Source organism: Bacillus sp. AR8-1, assembly GCF_008042345.1.
GTDB classification, from domain to species: Bacteria; Bacillota; Bacilli; order Bacillales; family Bacillaceae_G; genus Bacillus_A; species Bacillus_A cereus.
The window spans coordinates 62,165-83,150 of record NZ_QNUB01000018.1; the positions used below are offsets into that span (position 1 = coordinate 62,165).

Sequence of the window (20,986 nt, forward strand, 5' to 3'; positions counted from 1 at the left end):
ATTGTACTGATTTGCAAGGAGGTATAACGATGCATAAAAAAGCTCAAAAAATTATGGTTTATGTGATGCTAATTTCTATGCTTGTAACAACATTACTTGCTGGCGCGAGTATGTTTTGGTAAAAAGGGCGATGTGTTCGTCCTTTTTTTACTTTTTACACATGACAAAATAAACCATCTCGACATCGAGATGGTTTATTTTATATAAAACACAATCGCTACAATACTAAAGGAAAGTGACATTACAAGTGCTATTACAAAACTTGTATATTGTTTCTGCTGAAATGCCCCAATAACAAAAGTGAGATTAAGTAATGCCATACATACAATCGCTACAAGATAAGAACATATATTAAAAGTTGCCAATATGAATGTAATAACAAATAGAAATCCCATAAAAAACTGCATATACGAAAGTTTTGGATTCAAGTACATATGAGCAACCCCTTTATCTAATTTTATCTTTCTATACTTTCATTAACGCATGGTTATGTACACATGTCAAGACAACTTATTACAATAGAAAAAGCCAACCTTTTCGTTGGCTTTTTCATATGCAACGGCTCCTTTTTCTTTTGCCAATTGCTGAAATGATTTTTTCGATTTCACAATCCATACTTTCGTTCCAATTGGAATACGATCAAACAAATATTCCACATCGTTTTTCTTCATTCTTATACATCCTTGTGAAATATACTTTCCAATTGAACTCGGTTGGTTTGTTCCATGTATTCCATATTTACTTCCATCAGTTCCTCTTGCATTAAATCCAATCCACCTTGATCCAAGTGGATTTTTTGGCGATCCACCTGGAATATCCTTCGCAATGTAATACGGATCCTTCGCTTTCATTACAACATCAAAAGTTCCTTCTGGAGTTAATTCATTCGTTTTCCCTGTCGCTACTGGAAAAACCTTTTGAATCTTTCCATCGTCAATGTAAGCTAATTTATTCGTTGCTTTATTTACAATAATAAAAGGATCTCCGGCACGTGGATTATCCCCAAGAGGCCAAATCGGCGATAAAGAAAGACATAATATGATAGAGAGAAGATACGGCATAGATAATTCCTACCTTCTATATAAGTTCTTTTATATTATCCTTTCCCTTAAAGCGACTTTTAATGAGTAAATATTGTTCCATTTCATACACAAGTTGAACAAGTTTCGCACGTATCTCAAATTCTTCGCGTGTAGCTGGCAATGGCATGTCTCTAAATAATTCCCTCATTTCTTGAAGCTGCCTTAAGGAAATAACGCCTGTACTCTCAGGGCTAATAGCATTACCAATGTTTTCAACAACATCTGCAATCATGTCAGCTTGTTCATACGTCCACGATAAAGAAGCTGCTAATGGTATCATTCGCTCTAAAATTTCAAATTGTTGCATACGCATATTAAAATAACGATAGTAATAATCATCTTCTCGCATAAATGCATTCTCAAGTTTTTTAAACGATAAATCTCTTGCTTCATTTAACATATTCTCGGTTTCAATGAGTTCTGCTCCACTCCAACTACTTTCTCGATTTCGTAAATACACAACCATTTCAAACAAAATCGTTTTAAAATTACTCTCTATTTTATCCTGATACTCTTTTAGCTTATTTTCACTACTCGGCATATACATATTTACTAATAACGCCACGCTAATTCCTATTGTTAATATAGCAATTTCATTTCCAACTATAAGCCATGTAATTTGCTTCAATGAATATAGATGCATAACAATAACTGAACTCGTGACAATACCTTCTTGAATTTTAAGCATTACTGCAGTCGGAATAAATGTAAGTAACAATATGCTAATTGCAAGTGGTGTATAGCCGATCGTTTCAAAAATACAAAACGCGAATACCATTGATAATACACACGCTAGAAAACGATGTAACGACACTTGAAGCGATTTGCGCTTCGTATTTTGTACACATAAAATAACTAAAATACCTGCTGAACTATAAAATTCTAATCCTAATAACTGAGCAATAAAAACTGCCGCGCCTGTCCCTATTGCTGTTTTTACTGTACGGTATCCAATTTTGAACATATCATTGCTCCTATATGTATAAACGTATTTACAGCTAGTATAAAAAAAGGATGACACAATGTCATCCTTTTCTACTTATTATTCACATAACCTTTTCATATTACAATATTTTTTGTAAAAATTGTTGCGCACGTTCACTTTTCGGCGCTGCAAAAAATTCTTCTGGCGCACTATCTTCTACAAGCTTTCCTCCGTCCAAGAAAAGAACACGATCTGCCACTTCTTTTGCAAAGCCCATTTCATGTGTAACGATAGCCATCGTCATTCCTGTCGTAACTAACGATTTCATAACTTCTAACACTTCTTTCACCATCTCTGGATCTAGCGCCGATGTCGGTTCATCAAATAACATAACTTCCGGTTCCATCGCTAACGCTCTTGCAATTGCTACGCGTTGCTTTTGTCCTCCCGACAAACGATTCGGATACGTATTTTTTTTATCTACTAATCCAACCTTTTCTAAAAGTTTCTCAGCTTTCTTTTCAGCTTCTTGCTTCGTTACCCCTTTTACATTGATAGGAGCATACGTAATATTTTCTAATACAGTCATATGAGGAAATAAGTGAAAATGCTGAAATACCATACCGACATTTTCACGAACATGCATAACATTCGTTTTCGGATTCGTTACTTCTTCCGTTCCAATCCAAATGTGACCATCCGTTGGTGCTTCTAACATATTCATACAACGTAAAAATGTTGATTTTCCTGATCCAGAAGGTCCTATAATTGCAACTACTTCCCCTTTTTCAATCGTTGTTGTAATTCCTTTTAATACTTCGTTTTTACCAAATGATTTATGAAGGTTTTCAATTTTAATCACTTTTCTTCATTCTCCCTTCAATTGCCTTCCCGACTAATGTAAGAATAATGACTAACATATAATAAATCAATCCAACAAAAAGTAATGGTTCAAGATATTTAAATGTCTCACCGCCTACAATGTAAGCACGACGCATTAAATCAGTCGCGCCTATTACTGTTACTACAGCTGATTCTTTCGTAAGTGTCGCAAATTCGTTCACAAGCGCTGGTAATATATTTTTTAATGCTTGAGGGAAAATAATATTTCTCATCATTTTTCCGTATGGTATCCCTAAAGCCATAGCTGCTTCTGTTTGTCCTTTATCAACTGCTTGAATACCAGCACGAATTACTTCTGACATGTATGCACCTGAATTCAAGCTAAATGCAAGTACAGCTGCTAAGAATGCTGGTATTTCATAACCAATTATTTGCGGGACACCGAAATAAATAATCATTAATTGCAATACAAGTGGTGTACCACGAAAAATTGATGTATAAAAATCTGCTGCTATATTTAATGCTCGTATTCTAGCAATTTTACAAAGTGCTAATAACGTTCCTAAAATAAATCCTGCTAAAGCTGATACCGCTACAATTTTCAAAGTAACTTCTAAACCTTTTAGTATATATGGTATCGAAGGCGTAATCGCCGAAAAATCTAAGTTCATTCTTTTCATTCCCCTCACAGAAAAGTGAAAGGCAGCTTATTTTCCGCTGCCAAACCATTTCTTCACTAATTTATCCATTTCTCCATTTTCTTGCATTTTTTTAATTACTTTATTAAATTCAGCTGTTTTATCACTGTTTTTCGGAAGGGCAATTGCTGCTCCAACTTCTTCTGGCGCTTCTTTAATTTCAATTCCTTGTAAATCTTTCATTTTCTCTAAATAATTTTTAGCAACTGTGTCTTCTATAATTGCAGCGTCAAAACGACCAGCTTTAATTTCTTGTACGATTTCTGGTATACGGTCACGTCCCTCAACTTGGAAATCTACTTGTTTTTTAAATTCTGCTGCTTTCTCTTCTTGAATAGATCCTGTTTGTACCCCTACTTTTTTCCCTTTTAAATCCTCTACAGATTTAATATTAGAATCCTTTTTAGAAACAACCATATTTTTCGCAACAAAATAAATATCTGTAAAATCAACATTATTTTTACGCTCTGCAGTTGGCGTCATGCCTGCCATTACGAAATCAACTTTTCCTGAACTAAGAGATGCTAATAAACCACCAAAATCCATATCTTTCACTTTCACTTCATACCCAAGTTCTTTTCCGATATATTTAGCAACATCAACATCAAAACCAATAATTTCATCACTTTTTGAAGCTTCCACGTATTCATATGGTTTATAATCTGCTGAAGTCCCCATTACGAGTACTTTCTTATTTCCTTTTGTTTCTTTCGATTCCCCATTACTACAAGCGCTGAATATACTTACAATTAAAATAAGTGCAAACGATATTGATACTAACTTCTTCATCTTTCTTCCCCCTAATAATGTATATTTAAAAGTTTAATAGAATATTTATTCGATGCTTGTATTGTATCAGCACTTTTATTTTTATGCAATATATAAAATAAAAATAAATAATAAAACAATATAAATGCTATTTGTTATGTATAAAATAATGCATAAAATAACATAACTATGCATATCTCTGAAATTTTAATAATAAATAAAAAAGGCGGCACATCCACTTGATTGTGGACGTGCCGCCTTTTCTCTTATTTTTTATAGTTCTTCACAATTCTCTTCAAAATATGATTGTAGTTTCGCAATAACTTGCATCGGTTCATGACCTTCAATTTCATGACGCTCTACCATCGTTACAATTTTTCCATCTTTTAATAAAGCAAATGATGGAGAAGAAGGTGGGTACCCTTCGAAATATTCACGCGCTCTTGCTGTCGCTTCTTTATCTTGACCTGCAAACACCGTTACAAGGTGGTTAGGACGTTTATCATAATGTACGGAATGCGCAGCAGCAGGACGAGCAATACCACCTGCACAACCACATACAGAGTTTACCATTACAAGTGTTGTTCCATTTCTTTTAAACGCTTCTTCTACCGCTTCTGGCGTCGTCAATTCTGTATATCCAGCAGAGACAATCTCTTCACGCGCTTGGCGGACAACATCATTCATAAAAAAGTTAAAATTAATCACTCTTTTCCCTCCTCTAAAACTACCTATTTGTATCTTACCAGTTAATGTTTATGAAATACAAGTAAGTTTACTTGTATTTAAGTATAGAAAAGGTGTTAGAGCAATTGCTCTAACACCTTTTCTTTAATGACCACGATGTTTTTGCTTTGCTTTTTGTACTTTAATTAAACGTCTTCTTTCTTTTTCAGCTTCTCGCTTCTCCTTAGACTGCACTTTCTTTTCTTGTTTATGCAATTCATAAGATAAACTAATCGCCTCTTGCGCCTTAGTAAAACGTTTAACATTTGTTTCTTTTGCTGCTTGTCGTATGATACGCTTTATGTTTTTAGGACGCTGTTTTTCTTTAACTTCTACACCACATTTTGCAAAATGCTGAAAATGCTCTAAAAGTGAACCATTCACAAACATAAGCACTTCTTCAGCTGACGGTTCCGCTCCATACAATTTCCCTTGTTCTTTGCATGTAATAATTCCAACAAAAAATTGGCCATCGTGATATACTGTCAAATCCATTGACAGCCCCTCCTTTAAAAGATTAGAAATACGGGACATCCCGGAGGGGAAGGTTACTGACATGAAATCATGCGTCTGGACTACCAACCAGAACTGTGTTTTTGTATTTCTTTCACTATTATTATATCTTTTTTTCCATAATCTTCATATATTCAGCAATCATTTTTTTATGCGATCCTACAATATAGTCAGGTAGTTCTGTTACTGAAAAGAATTTAAGCTGAACTGCTTCTTCTTTATTCATAACAAAATCCCCTTCGTATTCATCCGTATAATAGGCGGTTGTTACAGATTGAAATTCATCACCGTTTGCTAATTTTGTAAAGTAGTTCGCTCCAGAAAATACATTGATTAGTCGCAAGTTCTTCACTTTTATTCCTGTCTCTTCATATACTTCACGATAAGCTGTTTCTTCTGGTGATTCACTAAGCTCCATTAGCCCGCCAGGTAGCCCCCATTTTCCGTACGGCTCTGTCCGCTGCTGCAATAAAACATATCCATTTTCATTTATAACGAGTACAACAGCACCAACTAAAATTAAAGGGCGATGACCAACTATTTTTCGTAATTCTTCTACATATCCCACCGTATCGCCTCCTTTTTCGTTGTCCACACTATTGTATCATATGTACGAAACGACAAAATGCATATATTTTTCATTTTTTTAACAAAATATTTATTTTATGTGATTCATCTACTGTAGCTAACATAATGGATTCGACTTCTGTACTCTCCTCTAGAAATTCTCTCGCCCACGCTTCTGTTTTTCCTAATAATGCAAGAACATCTTTCTGAATCCTCCCATCCTTTACTAATACAAAAGAAACTGGAGATTTTCTTCCCGCCACTTTAAGATCAAGCCGCGAAACTGCTTCATATTCTGGATACCGAAATATAGAAACGACACCGTTCGCTTCCCATAATGCTAATTTAATCGTTTGAATATCGCTCACATTTCGCATGCGAAGTTCCGAAAACAAATATTCCACGGTAATTCTCGCCTTTTTCAAATTGCTAAAATCAATGGAACCATTATGTATAAGAATGATAGGTGCTGGCTCTAAAAAGCGTCTCCATCTATCCCATTTCAGCATTAAAACTGAGCTTATAATATGAAGTACAACGAGTATGAACGTTGTAATCATCGAGCCCAGTAACCCTACTTTTTCATCAGACAATGCGTTAGAAATATTCCCACCAAGCAATAACACTAATACAACATCTAAAAAACGAAGTTGTGCGATAGACCTTTGCCCCATTGCTTTCGCAACTAATATTAAAAATATGTATGCTATAATAGCCCGAATAACCCATTCACTATTAGAAAGATGCCGTGCTCCTTCAAAAATATGCATATGCATCACTTTGCACTCCTTACCCGTCTCAAACTGCTATCCTGTTTTAGTTTGCAACGTTTATGAGCATATATGTAAAAAAAGCTGGTTCGTTTAAAAACGAACCAGCTTTTTTTACTTAACTGAAAACATATATTTTTTATAAGTTTTCCGTACCGATAGTATGAGCCCCATCATAATCATATTCGAGAATAAGGAACTTCCCCCATACGATAAGAAAGGTAATGCAATACCTTTTACAGGCATTAATCCAACGATCATACCGATGTTTTGGAATATTTGAACTGTTAATATACCGATTGATCCAGCGCATAATAATGTACCAAATAAATTATCAGCGGAATAACCAATAATAATTGTTCGATATAGTAGTAATAGGAACAAGAAGACAACTAAGGCTGCTACGATAAATCCACCTTCTTCGGCAATTGTAGCGAAAATAAAGTCAGTATGCTTCTCTGGGATATAGACGCTTCCTCCACCGTATCCTTTACCTTCCATTCCTCCACTACCTACAGCTAAAATCGATTGCTGTGTTTGATAACCTTGATCTGCATTTTCAAATGGATTTAACCAACCTACAATACGCGACTGTTGGTGAGGTTTTAGTAAAGTAACTAACTTATTATAGAAAAAATCTGGATACTTAAAGAAAATAAATATTAAAGCAGATAATATGGTCAACGGAATAACTGTACATAATGCTATCAATTTCTTTTGAATACCTGACATAAATAAAATACATGCAATAGCAGCAGCATATAAGAACACCATACCTGTATCCGGTTGGCTATATACAACAGCCATAGGCGGAAGAGAAACTAGCATAATTTTACCTACTAATTTTAAATCCGTTTGGAATGTCCTCGCCATATACTGCGCATTATGTTTCACAGCTATGCTCGCTACTACAAGTAGCAATGCAATTTTGAAAAACTCAGACGGCTGAATTTGTCCAAGTACTGGAAAAACGAACCATCTTTTTGCACCTAATTTTTCAGGTGTGAAGGTGGAAACCGGTAGTATTTTCAAAAGAATAAGTGAACCAAACCCGGCAATATAAAGTGGCCAAGATAATTTTTGCAATTGATCTAAGTCGATGCTTGCAACAAGAAGTAACAATACAACCCCAATTATGTAGTTAACACCTTGTTTCATAGCAAAGTTTGCAGCTCCATACTGTCCCGTTTGCTGACTGCTATATATAGCAGCTATACTCGTCACACATAGTGCACACAAAATTAAAATTAATTTTACATCTAAACTTTTTAGAAACTCGGTACTTCTTTTCATGACATCCTCCTGAAACATTGTTACGGCAAAAATAAAAAACCAGGAGTCAACATTCTTCATGTTTTGACGACTGATTACACATTATCTATAAAACACTTATATAGAATAACTCTCTTTTTCATACAATACAATATATTATACTACAGTTTCGTCAGTAAGATTTGCCAAAAAAATTATTCTTTTCTTATTTTATATCCATATACCATATATCAGCAATGTATTTTCGTAAATTCCTAATACATAATCGTTTATTGTAAGATTACTGGGAAAGATATTTATACATATAGTAGGATGTAGATGAAGAAATAAGATAATAAAAAGCTCGCATAAGCGAGCTTTTTATTAATATACAGATGTATTGTTTTCTGACATGTTTTCTAAAATTTCTTTAACACGTCCTAAGAACTTACCACAAATTAAACCATCAAGTACTCGGTGATCAAGTGATAAACATAAGTTAACCATATCACGAGCACCGAACATTCCGTTATCCATAATTACTGGGCGTTTTACAATTGATTCAACTTGTAAAATAGCTGCTTGCGGGTAATTAATAATACCCATAGATTGAACAGAACCGAATGATCCTGTGTTATTAATTGTAAATGTTCCACCTTGCATTTCGTCTGCTTTTAACGATTTCGTACGTACTTTTCCTGCAAGTTCTGTAATTTCACGAGCGATACCTTTAATTGTTTTCTCGTCCGCTTGCTTAATTACTGGTACAAATAGTTCTTCCTCTGTTGCAACAGCGATAGAAAGGTTAATATCTTTCTTCTGAACAATTTTATCGCCAGCCCACATTGAATTAATTTGAGGATACTCTTTTAACGCTTGTGCTACTGCTTTTACGAAGAAAGCAAAGAACGTTAAGTTAAAGCCTTCACGCTTCTTAAAGTCACCTTTAATTGAGTTACGGTATGACACAAGGTTTGTCACATCTACTTCAATCATCATCCAAGCATGTGGTGCTTCGTGTTTACTACGTAACATGTTTGCTGCGATTGCTTTACGCACACCTGTGACTGGAATTTCGATATCTCCAGGCATTGTAGGTACAGAAACTGGTTTCGCAGCTTCTACTTTTTGCGCTACTGGTGCTGCTTTTGGTGCTTCTGGGCGAGCTTCTACTACCGCCGCTACAGCTTCATCTTTCTTCGCCGCACCTGCTTGCGGAATATTTCCAGATTCCACTAGCTTTAAAATATCTTTACGAGTGATACGGCCGTTTGCTCCCGTACCCTCTACTAGATCTAAATCAACGTTATGCTCACCCGCAAGTTTTAACACAGCTGGTGAAAAACGTGGTTTTCCATCAGTTGGTTGTTTTACTTTCGGTGCTTTTTCAGGCGTAATTGCTGCTGCCTTTGGTTCTTCTTTCGTTTTTTCCTCAACAGCTGTTGCTGCTACTTCGTCTGCGCCTTCTACTTGAATCACACAAACTACTTCACCTACAGCTAACGTATCACCTTCACCAGCGATTAACTCTTTCACAATACCAGTGAAAGAAGATGGTACTTCAGCATTTACTTTATCAGTCATTACTTCTGCAAGCGGATCATACTTGTTTACGTGATCGCCAACATTAACGAGCCATTTACTAATTGTGCCCTCTGTAACGCTCTCCCCGAGCTGAGGCATTGTAATATTTTCTACAGCCATGTATAGTCCCCCCGATTAAAATTCCGCAAGTTCACGCATTGCTTTTTCAACTTTATCTGGATTTACCATAAAGAATTTTTCCATTGTTGGTGCATATGGCATTGCTGGAACGTCTGGACCTGCAAGACGTGCGATTGGCGCATCTAAATCAAATAGACAGTTTTCAGCAATAATTGCTGCCACTTCACTCATAATGCTTCCTTCTTTATTGTCTTCTGTTACAAGAAGAACTTTACCTGTTTTAGAAGCTGCTTCAATGATTGCTTCTTTATCTAATGGATATACAGTACGTAAATCAAGAATGTGTGCAGAGATGCCATCTTGTGCTAACTTTTCAGCTGCTTGAAGAGCAAAATGAACACATAATCCGTACGTGATAACTGTAATATCATCACCTTCACGTTTTACATCTGCTTTTCCGATTGGTAATACGTAGTCATCCTCCGGCACTTCACCTTTAATTAAACGATATGCACGTTTATGTTCGAAGAATAATACTGGATCTTCATCACGAATGGCTGCTTTTAATAAGCCTTTTGCATCATATGGTGTAGAAGGGATAACGATTTTTAAACCTGGCTGGTTTGCAAACATCGCTTCTACAGATTGTGAATGATACAATGCACCGTGAACCCCCCCGCCAAACGGTGCACGGATTGTAACTGGACAAGTCCAATCATTATTAGAACGATAACGAATTTTTGCTGCCTCAGAAACAATTTGGTTTACTGCTGGCATGATGAAATCAGCAAACTGCATTTCAGCGATTGGACGCATACCATACATTGCTGCACCAATTGCTACCCCAGCAATTGCAGATTCTGCAAGCGGTGCATCAAGCGCACGATCTTCACCAAATTGATCATACAAACCGTGTGTCGCTTTAAACACGCCACCTTTTTTACCAACATCTTCTCCTAAAACGAATACTTTCTCATCGCGTTCCATTTCTTCGCGCATTGCTAATGTAATAGCATCAATATAAGACATTACAGCCATGAAACGTTCCCCCCTATTCTGCGTATACGTGCTTCAATGCATCTTCAGGTGCTGCATACGGAGCATTTTCTGCATATTCTGTTGCTTCATTTACGATATGCATAATTTCGTCTAACATTTGTTTTTCCGATTCCTCAGTTAACACACCAGCTTCTTTTAAATAAGCCGCGAATGTTATAATTGAATCTTTTTTCTTTGCTTCTTCTACTTCTTCTTTATCACGATAAACACGATCATCATCGTCACTAGAATGTGCTGTTAAACGATATGATACTGTTTCAATTAAAGTTGGGCCTTCACCACGACGACCGCGATCTGCTGCTTCTTTTACAGCTTTATATACTGCAAGCGGATCGTTTCCGTCTATTGTATATCCAGGCATACCATAACCAATTGCACGATCTGATACATTTTTACATGCTAATTGTTTTTCAACCGGAATAGAGATTGCATATTTGTTATTTTCACACATAAAAATAACAGGTAGTTTGTGTACACCAGCAAAGTTTGCCCCTTCATGGAAGTCACCTTGGTTTGAAGAACCTTCTCCAAATGTAACGAACGTTACTAAATCTTTCTTCTCCATTTTTCCAGCTAGTGCAATACCAACTGCATGTGGTACTTGCGTTGTTACTGGAGATGAACCTGTAACAATACGATTTTTCTTTTGACCGAAGTGACCAGGCATTTGACGACCACCAGAGTTTGGATCTCCAGCTTTCGCGAAAGCAGACAACATAAGCTCTTTAGCTGTCATACCAAATGCTAGTACAACACCCATATCACGATAGTATGGTAATGCATAATCTTTCTCTCTATCAAGAGCGAACGCCGCTCCAACTTGTGCAGCCTCTTGTCCTTGACAAGAAATTACGAATGGAATTTTACCAGCGCGGTTTAATAACCACATACGTTCGTCGATTTTACGTGCAAGTAACATCGTACGGAACATTTCTAATACTTGCTCATCACTTAAGCCAAGCTCTTCATGGCGCTTTTCTTTTACTTCTGCCATTTTTCATAACCTCCTAAATCCACATTTTTATGCGTGTAACGCTCTTCCATCTACAGCAAGTGCTGCTTCACCAATCGCCTCAGATAATGATGGATGCGGATGAATTGTATGTGCTACTTCCCAAGGTGTTGCATCAAGTACTCTTGCAAGACCAGCTTCAGAAATCATATCTGTTACATGTGGTCCAATCATATGAACACCAAGAATGTCATTTGTCTCTTCATCAACTACAAGTTTTACGAAACCATCTGATTCTCCGTATACAAGTGCTTTTCCGATTGCGCGGAATGAGAACTTACCTACTTTTAACTTATAGCCTTTTTCTTTCGCTTCTTGTTCTGTTAAGCCAACAGAAGCAACTTCTGGACTGCTATATACGCATTTTGATACCATAGAGTAATCAATTGGTGTAACTTCTTTCCCTGCAATATGTTCTACTGCAGCAATTCCTTCATGAGAAGCAACGTGAGCAAGTTGCAGGCCACCGATTACATCTCCAATTGCGTAAATATGCGATTCTTTCGTTTGATAAAACTCATTTGTTTGAATGTATCCTTTTTCCACAACGATATCTGTGTTCTCTAAGCCAATATTTTGCGTATTCGCTTGTCTTCCTACAGATACAAGCATTTTTTCTGCTTTAAATTCTTTATTTTCACCGTTGTGTTCAGCTTGGATTGTTACTCCATTATCTTTTACCAATGTTTCTGGTAATACTTTTGCACCAGTTACCACTTTAATACCTTTTTTCTTGAATAGACGTTGCATTTCTTTTGAAACGTCTTGATCTTCTAGTGGTAATATCGTTTTTGCATACTCTAATACTGTAACTTCTACACCGAAGTCAGCAAGCATAGATGCCCACTCAATACCGATTACACCGCCACCAACGATAATAATCGAACTAGGAAGCGTTTCCATTTTTAGGGCATGATCCGAAGACATTACGTATTCTCCATCTAATTCTAAACCTGGTAATGAATTTGGACGAGAACCTGTTGCAACAAGTACATTTTTTGGAATTAACATTTCATTCTCTTCTCCACTTGCAAGTTCAACTGAAATTGTCCCTGGCATAGGAGAGAAAATAGACGGGCCAAGAATACGACCAATACCTTCAAACACATCAATTTTACCTTGTTTCATTAAATGTTGAACGCCTTTATGAAGCTGCGTTACAATCTTCTCTTTACGCTCTTGTACTTTCGCAAAGTTTAGTTCTACATTGCTTGCAATAACTCCGAACTCTTCGCTTTTTTTAGCAGTTGCATATACTTCCGCACTACGTAAAAGAGCTTTACTAGGAATACATCCTTTGTGTAAACAAGTACCACCAAGATTTTCTTTTTCGACTAGTGCTGTTTTTAACCCTAATTGTGATGCACGAATTGCAGCAACATATCCACCAGTACCGCCGCCAACGATGACTAAATCATATTCTTTTGCCATTATCTCAACCCCTAGCTACCGTTTCTTTTTCACGTACAACGTATTCTTTTGGAGCTTCTTCTTCACGTAATACACGAAGTGCTCCTTCTGCTAACGCTTCTAACTCATCTTCGCCTGGATGTACGATAACATCTGCAATCCAGTCCACTCGCTCTTTTATTTCATCGACAAGAATTTTACTGTATGCCAGTCCACCAGTTAATACGATTGCATCGATTTTCCCGTGAAGTACAGCGCTAGCTCCGCCAATCTCTTTTGCAACTTGATATGCCATTGCTTTATAAATAAGAGTTGCTTCAGGATCACCTTTTTCAACCATTTGCTCTACTTTAATCGCATCATTTGTACCGATTAAACTTACAAGTCCACCTTGTCCGACAAGTTTTTTAATCATTTCATCACGGTAATACTCACCAGAGAAACACATTTCTACTAGTTGCCCTACTGGTACTGTACCAGCGCGCTCTGGACTAAATGGTCCTTCTCCGTTTAAACCGTTATTCACATCGATTACTCTTCCTTTTTTATGAGCACCAACTGTAATACCGCCACCCATATGTGTAACTAATAAATTTAAATCCTCGTATTTGTGATTTAACTGTTCAGCTACTTTACGAGCAACTGCTTTTTGATTTAATGCATGGAAGATACTTTTGCGTTCCATACCAGCAATACCACTTATACGAGCAACCGGCTCCATCTCATCTACAACGACAGGATCCACAATGAATGCAGGAATGTTTAATCCAGAAGCAATTTCATATGCTAAAATGCCTCCAAGGTTTGAAGCGTGATGACCGCTAAAGCCATTTTTCAAATCTTCTAACATCGCATCGTTTACTGTATACGTACCGCCTTCGATTGGACGAAGTAATCCACCACGCCCACAAACAGCGTTTAATTTTGAAATGTTAATACCATGAGAATGTAGAACTTCTAAAATCGTTTCTTTTCGAAACTCATATTGGTCGATAATTCTCTTATATTTTCCAATCTGTTCTACGTCATGACGAATCGTTTCTTCTAGAACAGGTCTTTCATTATCAAAAACACCAATTTTTGTGGATGTACTACCTGGGTTAATAACAAGAATTCGATTTACAGACAATGTTGCTACCTCCACTAATAAATTCAAAAGGAAGCGGAAACCTCATAAGAGGTAACCACACCTTTTGTAAAAGTTATATATGAATGATTAGCGACGGCTAATAATATCGTGACCGTTGCGTAAGTAAGTGCTACGAGAATTTTTCAAGCTTGCAATGCGCTCTTCAGCTAGACGATCTGCCGCTACATAAGTTGCTATGCCATCGCGTTTTGAAATTTCGATTACTTTTGCAATCGTGTCATAAATAGACTCAACACGTTTTAGTGCACGTTCTCTATTGTATCCATATAATTCGTCTGCTACGTTAATTACGCCACCTGCATTAATTACATAATCTGGTGCGTATACAATACCCATTTCATGAATGATGTCACCGTGACGATTTTCTTTTAATTGGTTATTTGCAGAACCTGCGATTACTTTTGCTTTAAGTTGTGGAATAGTTTCATCATTAACTGTTGCGCCTAATGCACATGGTGCGTAAATATCGCATTCAACACCGTAAATTTCATTTGGTTCAACTGCTGATGCACCAAATTCTTCTACAGCACGTTGTACAGCTTCTTTATTAATATCTGTAACGATTAATTTTGCTCCTTCAGCGTGTAAATGTTTGCATAGATGATATGCTACGTTACCAACGCCTTGAACAGCAATTACTTTTCCTTCTAAATTGTCAGTACCGAAAGCTTCTTTTGCAGCTGCTTTCATACCACGATAAACACCGTATGCAGTTACTGGAGATGGGTTACCAGAAGAACCGAATGATGGTGAGATACCTGTTACAAAGTCAGTTTCTTCGTGGATAATATCCATATCATCTACTGTTGTACCAACATCTTCAGCTGTAATGTATCGTCCGTTTAGTCCTTGGATATAGCGTCCTAGTGCACGGAACATTGCTTCGCTCTTATCTTTACGAGGATCACCGATAATTACTGTTTTCGCACCACCTAAGTTTAAACCAGCTGCTGCGTTTTTGTATGTCATCCCTTTTGCAAGACGCAATGCATCTTCAATCGCCGCTTCTTCAGAATCATATGTCCACATTCTTGTTCCACCAAGAGCTGGTCCAAGTGTTGTATCATGAATTGCAATAATTGCTTTTAAACCAGATTCTTTATCTTGACAAAATACCACTTGCTCATAATCATATTTTTCTAAGTATTCGAAGATTTCTAATGTCATTGTCGTTTCCCCCTAATGTTTTACCCTTTTTGGTTTATTTTGAAGCAGTCGCAACTGCCAATGCTAATGAATATACTTTTGTTTCTGCTGAATCAGCACGAGATGTTAAAACAATCGGTGCTTTTGCGCCAGCAATCATTGCTCCTACTTTTGCATCCGCAAAGTATACGAGTGATTTATATAGCACATTTCCAGCTTCAATCGTTGGGACGAGTAAAATATCTGCCTTACCTGCTACATCACTTACTATGCCTTTATGCTCTGCTGCAATTTGTGATACTGCATTATCTAAAGCAAGTGGTCCATCAACGATACAATCTTTAATTTGTCCGCGGCGATTCATTTGTGTTAACATCGCTGCATCAATTGTCGCCTGCATCGCTGGATTCACAACTTCTACTGCTGCAATTGGTGCCACTTTTGGCAAGTCGATTCCTATTGCCCGGGCAACTTCTACAGTATTTTGTATAATAGCAGCTTTTTGTGTTACATCAGGTGCGATGTTCATCGCTGCATCTGTAACGAAAATAAGACGATCATAATTTGGAACTTCAAATGCTGCTACATGTGAAAGTACGCTACCTTTACGTAGGCCCCACTCTTTGTTTAACACAGCCTTCAAAATATTCGCTGTTGGGATGTTCCCCTTCATAAGCACGTCTGCCTCACCATTTCTCACAGCTTTAACAGAAAGTTCTGCAGCCTCTGCATTAGACATTGCTGCAATCACTTCAACATGTTCTGAAGTTTGTAAACCATGTTCTTGTAGCATCCCCATTATTTTTTCTTGATTTCCATATAGACGAAATTGAGCTAGCTGTAATTTAATTGCTTTCGCTACAGCTTCAATTACTTCATGATCTTCAGCTACTGCTACAGCTACAGTTTTTTTAGGCTGTCCCGCTGCTTGATCAATTAAGTATTCTAACTTCATATTTTGTAATCAACCCTTTCCGTCGTCCCTCGTCTATTTATAAAGCAAATACCGTGCCAACTTTTAAAAGTGGTCTTACCAATAATGAAAACGCATTCAAAATGCAGTAAAATCAATACTTTGGAAAATAACAAAAGATTCTGTCTTATTTTGTCGCTTTTTGTATACCATGCAATAAATTGCACGGTACGCAATTTATTGCATGCTATTTTTTGCATGGTCATACTTTTCTAGCTTATAATATAAATTTCGAACGGAAATCCCTAACGCTTTTGCAGTTTGTGTTTTATTCCCATCAAATCTCTCCAAATATTCATGAATAATATTCCCTTCAAACTCTGTTACTAAATGTTCAAGTGGCTTTTCTTCTAATTCAGGTAATAAATGAGATTGCTTTGACTCCACCTGCTCTTCATTATGTAATGGTGGTAAATGTTGTACATCAATATAGATCTCGTTATAATTCATAAAAATAATCGCTCGTCCTAAAATATTTTCAAGTTCTCTCACATTTCCTGGCCATTCGTATGATTGTAAATATAAAATAGCTGAATCAGTGAGCCCTTCTACATTACGACCATAATCTTGATTAATTTTTTGAATCAACCTGTCCGCAATTTTCGGTATATCTCCTTTACGTTGACGAAGAGATGGAATTTGAATTGGAATTTTATTTAATCGATAATATAAATCCTCCCTAAACTTCCCTTCTAGAATAGCCTTTTCTAAATTCACATGTGTCGCTGCAATTACTCGAACATTAATGGGTATCGCTTTCGTCCCACCAACTTTTACAATTTCTTTTTCCTGCAATACACGAAGGAGTTTCGCTTGTGTATTTGCAGATAACTCCCCTATTTCATCTAAAAAAATACTACCGTTATTCGCTTCCTCAAAGAACCCACGTTTCCCGCCTCTTTTCGCTCCAGAAAACGCCCCTTCCTCATAACCAAATAATTCACTTTCTAACAACGTCTCCGAAATGGCCGCACAGTTTACACGGACGAATTTATTGTATTTTCGATTACTTCCATTATGGATTGCATGTGCAAACAATTCTTTACCAGTCCCAGATTCACCGCGTAACAGTACCGTTGCTGGTGTATTCGCTCCTAGCTTCGCCTGTTCGATAGCTGCCGTTGTTTCATCTGAATTTCCGACAATATCATCAAATGAATATTTTGCTTCTAATGTGCGAATAATTTGCCTTGCTCTATTCAATTCATTTGTTAACTTTTGAATTTCCGACACGTCACGGATAACGCCAACGCTTCCTTTCAATATTCCATCCACAATAACTGGCGCTACGTTTACAATTACATCGCGCTTTTTTTGCCCAATCTTCATATGTATTCCGCGCACCGCACGACGCGTTCGAAGTACTTTCATATGCATACTTTCGCCTTCTACAATATCAGTTGTAGCAGGCTGCCCAATAATATCTTCTTCTGTTAGACCCGTTAATTTCGTATATGCCGGGTTAATGACTAAACCTCTTCCTTTTTCATCCACAACCGAAATCGCTTCTTCAGATGAGTTGATAATTGCCTCTAATAGTGTTTGAATTTCTTTTAAGTCTGTAACTTCTTCCGCTAAATCTACAACTTCTGTTATATCTTTAAAAATTGCAAATGCCCCTTGTACCTCTCCGCCTTCTTTTAATATCGGTATACGCGTTGTAATAATTTTCTTTCCATTCTCTAATGTTAGTTCATAATTTACTTCTATTTGTTTCGTACGTATAATGCGAAGTAATTTACTAGTGGGAATGACTTCTAAAATATATTTTCCTATCGCCTCTTCTTTTTTATATCCGATAATACGCTCCGCACTTTTATTAAAAAGACGAACTTGTCCCTCTCGATCAATTACGATCATGCCGTCATGCGTAGAATTTAAAATTAATTCTCCTTGTTGCGTTTGTTCCTCTAACCGCCCAATTAACCCTTCCTTCTCATGCGCTAATCCTGTAACAATTTTTGCAATATCACCTGGTATAAGAAGAGTGTCTTTTTTCTTTTTTTCCAATAAAACTTTATGTACATCATCTTCACCTGTCATATCAAATATTACATCGATATGCATAAAAAGAAATGGAGTTACACTTTCTCCAATTGAAATTCCATATTCCTTAGCAATTTGTAATCCTTTTGCCAACGGATTTATATCAATAATCCCTATAATTTGAAATATATTCGAACTATGTAACAGATTCAGCAGTGCGCTCCCGCCTTCACCTGCACCAACAATTAATACTTTTTGTTTCATATATTACACTTCCTCTCGAAGTAACTCTGCAAATTTTTTCACACCCTTATCTTACTCGTTCAGCACCCTCTTGACAAACCCCCTTTCCGTATAACATCATTAAAATATACGAAATAATCTGAAAAGGAGAGTTATGTATGCAGCGTTACGTTGCTCTACTATTAGCACTCATCCCTATTTCATTAGCTGTGTTTGGTATAAAGTTAATGAGAGATACTGTATTCGGGATTCTATTTCCACCAATCTCTATACTGTGGTTACAATTTTTAATCGGTTCTCTCTGCTTCGGGCTCGGGTTTTATATCTTCGGTGGCTTCGTCTTGCACCGAGACCGTAAACGAAATAAAGTACAGGCTCGCTTTAGAAGATAGGAAGGCCCCACTATTTATAAATAAAAAATGAGACCGTTACACGCGGTCTCATTTTTTTATTGGCAACAACGTTCTTGCCGTTTCAGGGTAATCAGTAATAATCGCCGATATATCCATATCAAAATATTTACGCATAAGCGTTTCTTCATTAATTGTATAAGGGCGAACCTCTACACCACTTTCCATCGTTAGTTCAGCAATAGCATCTTGAAGGTAACGATAATTCGGATGTACTGCTGTAGCCCCCATTTTTTTCGCGTATGCCCACGGACTATGCAAACCTTCGCGATATAAAATTGCTGTTTGAATATCAGGAGCCATCATATGACACCGTTTCATACTGTAGTGATTAAACGAAGAAAATATAACACGATCCTCTAAACTAAATTTCCGTACAAGCGTTATAACTTCTTCCTCTAAACCTCTGTATGGAATTTTATTATTTTTAAGTTCAATATTAAGTAGCAAACTCGTTTGTTCAAGCCATTCTAATACCTCTTCTAAAAGTGGTATTTTACAAAACCCTACTTTATCACCAAATTTATAACTTGCATCTAGCTTGCATAAATCCTCATATACATAATTCCGAACCGCACCTTTTCCATTTGTTGTTCGGTCCACCGTTTCATCATGAATGACGACAACTTTTCCATCTTTCGTTAATTGAACATCAAGTTCAATTCCATCCGCTCTAAAAGACTCAGCCGCTTCAAATGAAATCATTGTATTTTCTGGGTACGTTCCAGCCGCACCACGATGTGCAAATATAAGAGTCATCCTCACTCCCCCAATCTTATGCTATACTATACGAAAAAGGAGGTACTTCTATGAGACCATTACAAATTTCTCCAGATACTGCAGTCCGCTTATCAAAAGCACTAGGTGTTCCACTTGAACAACTCATGCATATGCCGCAGCACATTTTAATTCAAAAGCTAGTTGAATTAGAAAAACAAAATAAAGACGAAGAGTAATACAGTCCTGTTTTGCAGGGCTTTTTATTTCCCTCCATTATACCATGGATACTTTCCCTACTAAAATTCTTTAATAGATGTACTTCGGTGCCATTTAGCCGTTCCTTCATCATATAATAATGAATTACATCTTTTCTTTTTTGTTACAAGTCATAAAGAAAGCAGACTATTTATTTATAACTCCCCATTGCATCCTTAAAACACGATAATACAAAACTAGAAACCCTTTATATTATTTTTTATTGAACGTGCGGAGCATCCCCTGATTCGTATAGTTCTTTCGCCTTTTCCTCCCCGAATGTAGTTAAAATATAATGTTGCTCTTCTAACGCATCCATTGCTCTAGTTGCTTTACAAACGCTATCTTCTTGAGCATCCGAGAAATAATTGTGATCTTCTACAATTTTACTAAAATCTTTTTTCACCCATCTATCAGCAATTGCTAAAAGCTCATTTTTCTTCGCAAAACTACTCTTATTTATAATTTCTTTTAATTTTTTAGCATTATTTTGAATCATTGGGATAGAGCCCGATTTTCGTTCTGCCACCACTTTTTGATGAGTCATGTGATGCATCGCTGTAATGACTTCTCTTTCAGTAGAATTTTCAGTAACATACACATCAACAAAGACCCCATCTACCTCTCTACCTACTATTATTTGGTCTTCTTTTTTATCTATTTGAGCGCTCACTTCTTTATCTACTGGATTATCTGCAAGTTCTAACATTCCAAATGTAACTGCAATAGCAAGAACTCCCATAGCTACTACTATTCCTAGCCAAGTTGAAATTTTATTTTCCATTCCCCTTCTCCCTATCTATATCTATTTTAT

General features: G+C 36.7%; 24 protein-coding genes. 3 read left to right on the forward strand and 21 right to left on the reverse strand.

Translation table 11 applies throughout. The features are described 5' to 3' along the window. The first annotated feature begins 29 nt into the window (after window positions 1–29). Window positions 30–122: a stressosome-associated protein Prli42 gene (prli42, locus tag DN400_RS29470; RefSeq protein WP_000549037.1), complete on the forward strand. Its 93-nt coding sequence runs from the start codon at window positions 30–32 to the stop codon at window positions 120–122. A 72-nt stretch (window positions 123–194) separates the two neighbouring features. Here the strand turns inward: prli42 and DN400_RS13605 are convergent, their stop codons facing one another. The 19 genes from DN400_RS13605 to DN400_RS13700 form a co-directional block, all read right to left on the reverse strand. Beyond that, the gene (locus tag DN400_RS13605; RefSeq protein ID WP_065229327.1) at window positions 195–434 is read right to left on the reverse strand and encodes a DUF3894 domain-containing protein; all 240 of its coding nucleotides are present in this window, start codon (window positions 432–434) and stop codon (window positions 195–197) included. A 66-nt stretch (window positions 435–500) separates the two neighbouring features. Continuing rightward, entirely contained in the window at window positions 501–1,061 is a 561-nt protein-coding gene (locus tag DN400_RS13610) for a L,D-transpeptidase (RefSeq protein ID WP_065229328.1), read from the reverse strand. Window positions 1,062–1,077: 16 nt separating this feature from the next. Next, window positions 1,078–2,046, reverse strand: a complete 969-nt coding sequence (locus tag DN400_RS13615) for an aromatic acid exporter family protein (protein ID WP_000472671.1) — start codon at window positions 2,044–2,046, stop codon at window positions 1,078–1,080. 100 nt (window positions 2,047–2,146) lie between these two features. After that, a complete protein-coding gene (locus DN400_RS13620; protein WP_000590203.1) occupies window positions 2,147–2,869 on the reverse strand; it encodes an amino acid ABC transporter ATP-binding protein in 723 nt (240 codons plus the stop codon). Further along, on the reverse strand, window positions 2,862–3,521 hold the full coding sequence (locus DN400_RS13625) for an amino acid ABC transporter permease (RefSeq protein WP_001046915.1): 660 nt from the start codon (window positions 3,519–3,521) through the stop codon (window positions 2,862–2,864). The genes DN400_RS13620 and DN400_RS13625 overlap by 8 nt, the downstream gene beginning before the upstream one ends. Window positions 3,522–3,557: 36 nt before the next feature. After that, a complete protein-coding gene (locus DN400_RS13630) occupies window positions 3,558–4,337 on the reverse strand; it encodes a transporter substrate-binding domain-containing protein (protein WP_000737678.1) in 780 nt (259 codons plus the stop codon). A 252-nt stretch (window positions 4,338–4,589) separates the two neighbouring features. Continuing rightward, complete coding sequence (locus DN400_RS13635; protein WP_001979317.1) at window positions 4,590–5,003, reverse strand: BrxA/BrxB family bacilliredoxin; 414 nt, start codon at window positions 5,001–5,003, stop codon at window positions 4,590–4,592. Window positions 5,004–5,147: 144 nt separating this feature from the next. Beyond that, window positions 5,148–5,537 carry a YjdF family protein gene (locus tag DN400_RS13640; RefSeq protein WP_147801717.1) on the reverse strand — a complete coding sequence of 130 codons (390 nt, stop codon included), beginning with the start codon at window positions 5,535–5,537 and terminating at the stop codon, window positions 5,148–5,150. 121 nt (window positions 5,538–5,658) lie between these two features. Further along, entirely contained in the window at window positions 5,659–6,123 is a 465-nt protein-coding gene (locus DN400_RS13645; protein ID WP_000542551.1) for an NUDIX hydrolase, read from the reverse strand. A gap of 70 nt (window positions 6,124–6,193) precedes the next feature. Beyond that, complete coding sequence (locus tag DN400_RS13650) at window positions 6,194–6,898, reverse strand: DUF421 domain-containing protein (protein WP_000550963.1); 705 nt, start codon at window positions 6,896–6,898, stop codon at window positions 6,194–6,196. A 108-nt stretch (window positions 6,899–7,006) separates the two neighbouring features. Further along, window positions 7,007–8,185: an FtsW/RodA/SpoVE family cell cycle protein gene (locus DN400_RS13655; RefSeq protein WP_000831182.1), complete on the reverse strand. Its 1,179-nt coding sequence runs from the start codon at window positions 8,183–8,185 to the stop codon at window positions 7,007–7,009. A 342-nt stretch (window positions 8,186–8,527) separates the two neighbouring features. Beyond that, window positions 8,528–9,847 carry a dihydrolipoamide acetyltransferase family protein gene (locus tag DN400_RS13660; protein WP_000257642.1) on the reverse strand — a complete coding sequence of 440 codons (1,320 nt, stop codon included), beginning with the start codon at window positions 9,845–9,847 and terminating at the stop codon, window positions 8,528–8,530. Window positions 9,848–9,862: 15 nt separating this feature from the next. Beyond that, a complete protein-coding gene (gene bfmBAB, locus DN400_RS13665) occupies window positions 9,863–10,846 on the reverse strand; it encodes a 3-methyl-2-oxobutanoate dehydrogenase subunit beta (RefSeq protein WP_000290071.1) in 984 nt (327 codons plus the stop codon). A 13-nt stretch (window positions 10,847–10,859) separates the two neighbouring features. Continuing rightward, window positions 10,860–11,861: a 3-methyl-2-oxobutanoate dehydrogenase subunit alpha gene (gene bfmBAA / locus DN400_RS13670; RefSeq protein WP_000852551.1), complete on the reverse strand. Its 1,002-nt coding sequence runs from the start codon at window positions 11,859–11,861 to the stop codon at window positions 10,860–10,862. Window positions 11,862–11,888: 27 nt separating this feature from the next. Further along, window positions 11,889–13,310, reverse strand: a complete 1,422-nt coding sequence (gene lpdA, locus DN400_RS13675; RefSeq protein ID WP_001051295.1) for a dihydrolipoyl dehydrogenase — start codon at window positions 13,308–13,310, stop codon at window positions 11,889–11,891. Window positions 13,311–13,314: 4 nt separating this feature from the next. Beyond that, the gene (buk, locus tag DN400_RS13680; protein WP_000115781.1) at window positions 13,315–14,418 is read right to left on the reverse strand and encodes a butyrate kinase; all 1,104 of its coding nucleotides are present in this window, start codon (window positions 14,416–14,418) and stop codon (window positions 13,315–13,317) included. Between the two features lie 87 nt (window positions 14,419–14,505). Continuing rightward, window positions 14,506–15,606 carry a leucine dehydrogenase gene (locus DN400_RS13685; protein WP_000171357.1) on the reverse strand — a complete coding sequence of 367 codons (1,101 nt, stop codon included), beginning with the start codon at window positions 15,604–15,606 and terminating at the stop codon, window positions 14,506–14,508. 34 nt (window positions 15,607–15,640) lie between these two features. Beyond that, window positions 15,641–16,540: a phosphate butyryltransferase gene (gene yqiS / locus DN400_RS13690; protein ID WP_000764675.1), complete on the reverse strand. Its 900-nt coding sequence runs from the start codon at window positions 16,538–16,540 to the stop codon at window positions 15,641–15,643. Between the two features lie 195 nt (window positions 16,541–16,735). Further along, window positions 16,736–18,808 carry a sigma-54 interaction domain-containing protein gene (locus DN400_RS13700; RefSeq protein ID WP_065229332.1) on the reverse strand — a complete coding sequence of 691 codons (2,073 nt, stop codon included), beginning with the start codon at window positions 18,806–18,808 and terminating at the stop codon, window positions 16,736–16,738. A 137-nt stretch (window positions 18,809–18,945) separates the two neighbouring features. On the opposite strand from DN400_RS13700, the gene DN400_RS13705 reads away from it, so the two are divergent. Next, entirely contained in the window at window positions 18,946–19,179 is a 234-nt protein-coding gene (locus tag DN400_RS13705) for a DUF2627 domain-containing protein (RefSeq protein ID WP_065229333.1), read from the forward strand. A gap of 48 nt (window positions 19,180–19,227) precedes the next feature. Here the strand turns inward: DN400_RS13705 and DN400_RS13710 are convergent, their stop codons facing one another. After that, on the reverse strand, window positions 19,228–19,956 hold the full coding sequence (locus tag DN400_RS13710; RefSeq protein ID WP_065229334.1) for a glycerophosphodiester phosphodiesterase: 729 nt from the start codon (window positions 19,954–19,956) through the stop codon (window positions 19,228–19,230). A gap of 50 nt (window positions 19,957–20,006) precedes the next feature. On the opposite strand from DN400_RS13710, the gene DN400_RS13715 reads away from it, so the two are divergent. Then, window positions 20,007–20,153: a YycC family protein gene (locus DN400_RS13715; protein WP_001247671.1), complete on the forward strand. Its 147-nt coding sequence runs from the start codon at window positions 20,007–20,009 to the stop codon at window positions 20,151–20,153. 239 nt (window positions 20,154–20,392) lie between these two features. Here the strand turns inward: DN400_RS13715 and DN400_RS13720 are convergent, their stop codons facing one another. Then, the gene (locus DN400_RS13720; protein WP_071713555.1) at window positions 20,393–20,956 is read right to left on the reverse strand and encodes a PRK06770 family protein; all 564 of its coding nucleotides are present in this window, start codon (window positions 20,954–20,956) and stop codon (window positions 20,393–20,395) included. Window positions 20,957–20,986: the final 30 nt, after the last annotated feature.